This is a genomic window from Roseateles sp. (assembly GCF_019237615.1).
GTDB lineage: Bacteria > Pseudomonadota > Gammaproteobacteria > Burkholderiales > Burkholderiaceae_C > Pelomonas.
Window position 1 is genome coordinate 1 of record NZ_JAFAGT010000020.1, and the last position, 4,195, is coordinate 4,195.

Sequence of the window (4,195 nt, forward strand, 5' to 3'; positions counted from 1 at the left end):
GAAGTGCCAAGCCCCCATGTTGCGCGGCTCTTCCTGGCACCACACCATCTCGGCCCGCTTGAACCGGGAAAGCTCCTGCACCAGCGCTTTGGTGGGGAACGGATAGAGCTGCTCGACGCGCAGCAGGTAGACGTCGTCGATGCCGCGCTTCTCGCGCTCCTCGTAGAGATCGTAATACACCTTGCCGGAGCACAGGACCACGCGCCGGATCTTCTCGTCGGCGACGAGCTTGATCTTCTCGTCGGGCAGCATCTGGGCGTCGTCGTAGAGCACGCGGTGGAACGAGGTGCCCTCGCCCATCTCGTCGAGCCGCGACACCGCCCGCTTGTGACGAAGCAGCGACTTCGGCGTCATCAGGATCAGCGGCTTTCTGATCTCGCGCTTGAGCTGCCGGCGCAGGACGTGGAACAGGTTGGCCGGCGTCGTGCAGTTCGCGACCTGCATGTTGTCTTCGGCGCACATCTGCAGGTAGCGCTCGAGCCGCGCCGAGGAGTGCTCGGGACCCTGCCCCTCGTAGCCATGCGGCAGCATGCAGACGAGGCCGCTCATGCGCAGCCACTTGCGCTCACCCGACGAGATGAACTGGTCGAACAGGACCTGGGCGCCGTTGGCAAAGTCGCCGAACTGAGCTTCCCAGATCACCAGGGTGTTGGGATCGTTCGAAGCGTAACCGTATTCGAAGCCCAGCACTGCCTCTTCGGACAGGATGGAGTCGATCACAACGAACGGAGCCTGGTTGTCGGCCACGTTCTGCAGGGGGATGTAAGTGCCCTCGTCCCACTTTTCACGCTTTTGGTCGTGAATCACGGCGTGACGGTGAGTGAAGGTGCCGCGGCCGCAGTCTTCACCGGACAGACGCACGGGATAGCCAGAAGCCACCAGCGAGGCGAAAGCCATGTGCTCGCCCATGCCCCAGTCCACGTTCACCTCGCCACGGCCCATGGCAGCGCGGTCGTCATAGACCTTCTTGACCAGGGCGTGAGGAGTGGCGGTTGCGGGGATGGTGGTGATCTTCTCGGCCAGACGCTTCCACTCGGTCAGAGGGATGGCGGTGTCGCCGGCATCGGTCCAGGCCTTGCCCACGAAGGGGCTCCAGTCCACGGCGTACTTGCTCTTGAAGTTGGTCAGCACGGGGTCCACCGTGTGACGGCCTTCGTCCATGGCGGCGCGGTAGGCCTTGACCATGTCGTCGCCCAGCGTGTCGCCCAGACCTTGGGCTGCCAGCTTGTCGGCGTACAGCTTGCGCGTGCCGGGGTGGGCAGCGATCTTCTTGTACATCAGCGGCTGGGTCAGTGCAGGCGTGTCCTGCTCGTTGTGGCCCAGCTTGCGGAAGCAGATGATGTCGACGACCACGTCCTTGGAGAATTCCATGCGGAAGTCCAGGGCCAGTTGCACGGCCAGTGCCACGGCTTCCGGATCATCGCCGTTGACGTGCAGCACGGGCGACTCGATCATCTTCACGATGTCGGTGCAATACAGCGTGGAGCGTGCGTCGCGGGGATCGGAAGTGGTGAAGCCGATCTGGTTGTTGATGATGATGTGCACCGTGCCGCCCGTGGAGTAGCCACGGGTCTGGGCCAGCGCCAGGGTTTCCTGGTTCACGCCCTGGCCAGCGAAGGCCGCGTCGCCGTGCACCAGCACGGGCAGCACCTGCTTGCCATGGGGGTCGTCGCGACGGTCCATGCGCGAGCGCACCGAACCTTCGACCACGGGGTTGACGATTTCCAGGTGCGAAGGGTTGAAGGCCAGCGACAGATGCACGGGACCGCCCTTGGCCGACACGTCGGAGCTGAAGCCCTGGTGGTACTTCACGTCACCTGCGGTCAGATCTTCGGGAGCCGTGTGGTCGAACTCGGCGAACAGATCCTTGGGCATCTTGCCCAGGGTGTTGACCAGCACGTTCAGACGGCCGCGGTGGGCCATGCCGATCACGACTTCCTGCACGCCCTTGAGGCTGGCGGCATTGATCAGCTGGTCCATGGCGACGATGAAGGACTCGCCACCTTCCAGCGAGAAGCGCTTCTGGCCCACGTACTTGGTGTGCAGATAGCGCTCCAAGCCTTCGGCCGCGGTCAGACGGTCCAGAATGCGTGACTTTTCGGCGGCATTGAAGGCGGGCTTGCTGCGGATGGTTTCCAGCTTCTGCTGCCACCAGCGCTTCTGGTTCTGGTCGGTGGCATACATGTACTCGGAACCGATCGTGCTGCAGTAGGTCTCGCGCAGCGCATTGATCAGTTCGCGCAGAGTCATGGACTCCTTGCCGAAGAAGGTGTTGCCCACGTTGAACACGGTTTCCTGGTCGGCATCGGCGAAGCCGTAGAAAGCAGGATCGAGTTCGGGAATTTCGGGACGCTCGGTGCGCTTCAGAGGATCGAGATCGGCCCAGCGCTGGCCCACATTGCGGTAGGCGGCGATCAACTGCTGCACGGCGGTGCGCTTGCGACCCAGCTCGGAGTCCGCACCGGAGGCCACGACCACCTTGGTGCCGCCCTGCTTTGCACGCTCGGCAAAAGCATTGATCACGGGCAGGTGGGGAACGTCCTTGTTGTCCGTACCGTCGACAGCGGGAACATGCTGCAGAGCATCAAAGTACTCACGCCAAGAATCCGGCACGCTGCCGGGATTGGCCAGGTAGTTCTCGTACATCTCTTCGACATAGGGCGCATTGCCGCCGAACAGATAAGTGTTGCCTTGGTAGGCTTGATAGATCGATGACTGATCGCTCATATTGCGCTGACCTCCGCTCCCCTGCGGGAAGCATTAGCTGGTTTGTAGAACCTTCCGCGACACGGCTGTACCGGTTGGCGGATGCGACTGTGGCTGGGAAGGGCCTTGAGTTGCGTGCGCCATTGTGCCACCGTTCATGTCCCTACTGCTGCGAGTGAACTCGACTTTACGTTCGGCCACCTCGCTTACATTGCAGCCAACGTACAGAAATAGGAAAAGGAACGGCATGCCGGTTTCGCCACTGCACAAACGTGCCTTCATCTTGCTGCTGATTGCAGTAACCCTTGGTTTTGGACTTGTATTGTCGGAGTACTCGGTCGCCATCTTCTGGGGCGTCGTGCTGGCCATCGTGTTTGCTCCCATGCACCGGCGCATGCTGGCGCGCATGCCGAGCAGGCCCACGCTGGCCGCCCTGCTGACCCTGCTGTCCAGCCTGGTGGTCGCCATCCTGCCACTGGTGCTGATCAGCATCTCCCTGGTCCGGGAGACGGCCGCCATCTACGAGCGCGTGAGCAGCGGCAATCTTTCCGCCAGCACCTATCTGCAGCAGATCTTCGACGGGCTGCCGGGCTGGATGACGCCCTGGCTCGAGAAACTGCATCTGGGCACGCTGGCCGAGCTGCAGGACAAGATCACCGAGGTCACTATGCAGGCCAGCAAGCAGGCCGCGGCCATGGCCGTCGGTTTCGGCCAGAACACGCTGGGCTTTTTGCTGGGCTTCTGCGTGATGCTGTATCTGATGTTCTTTCTGATGCGCGACGGCAAGGCCCTGGCGCAACGTGTCTGGGACGCAACGCCGCTGCAGACCGAGCACAAGCGCGAGCTGGCCACCAAGTTCATCACCGTCATCCGCGCCACGGTCAAAGGCAATCTGGCCGTGGCCGCAGCCCAGGGTGCGCTGGGCGGGCTGATTTTCTGGATCCTGGGCATCCAGGGCGCCGTGCTCTGGGCCGTGGTCATGGCCTTCCTGTCCCTGCTGCCCGCCGTGGGCGCAAGCCTGGTCTGGGGCCCGGTGGCCATCTACTTCCTGGCCACGGGCGCCACCACCAAGGGCGTCGTGCTGGCGTCCTACGGCTTTCTGGTCATCGGCCTGATCGACAACGTGCTGCGTCCGCTGCTGGTCGGCAAGGACACCAAGATGCCCGACTACATCGTGCTGATTTCCACGCTGGGCGGCATGTCCGTGTTCGGCCTGACGGGCTTCGTCCTGGGCCCGGCCATTGCTGCCCTCTTCATGGCCACCTGGGATCTGTTTGCAAACATGCAAAAGCAGGAGGAGCTGAGGCTGCAACAGGATGGCGCGCACCGACGCGTGGCGCAGCCGGCCGAGGCCGTGCCGCAGCAGCCGGCACCCGAGGCGCCCAAGCCGAATCGAATACCGGAAAAGCTAGGCGATAGTTAATACTAAATAACTAGCAAGCAGGACAAAAAACAGCGATTAAGAATCTGTATCGCGACCATTGCAAAA

The 4,195-nt window shown here is 62.5% G+C and carries 2 protein-coding genes; one reads left to right on the forward strand and one right to left on the reverse strand.

Going from position 1 to position 4,195, the window contains the following annotated elements:
* The coding region (locus tag JOY88_RS03805) for a 2-oxoglutarate dehydrogenase E1 component (protein WP_293500484.1) at positions 1-2,727 on the reverse strand (2,727 nt) is incomplete at its 3' end.
* A gap of 226 nt (positions 2,728-2,953) precedes the next feature.
* Here JOY88_RS03805 and JOY88_RS03810 point away from each other — a divergent pair.
* Positions 2,954-4,129, forward strand: a complete 1,176-nt coding sequence (locus tag JOY88_RS03810) for an AI-2E family transporter (protein WP_293500485.1) — start codon at positions 2,954-2,956, stop codon at positions 4,127-4,129.
* Positions 4,130-4,195: the final 66 nt, after the last annotated feature.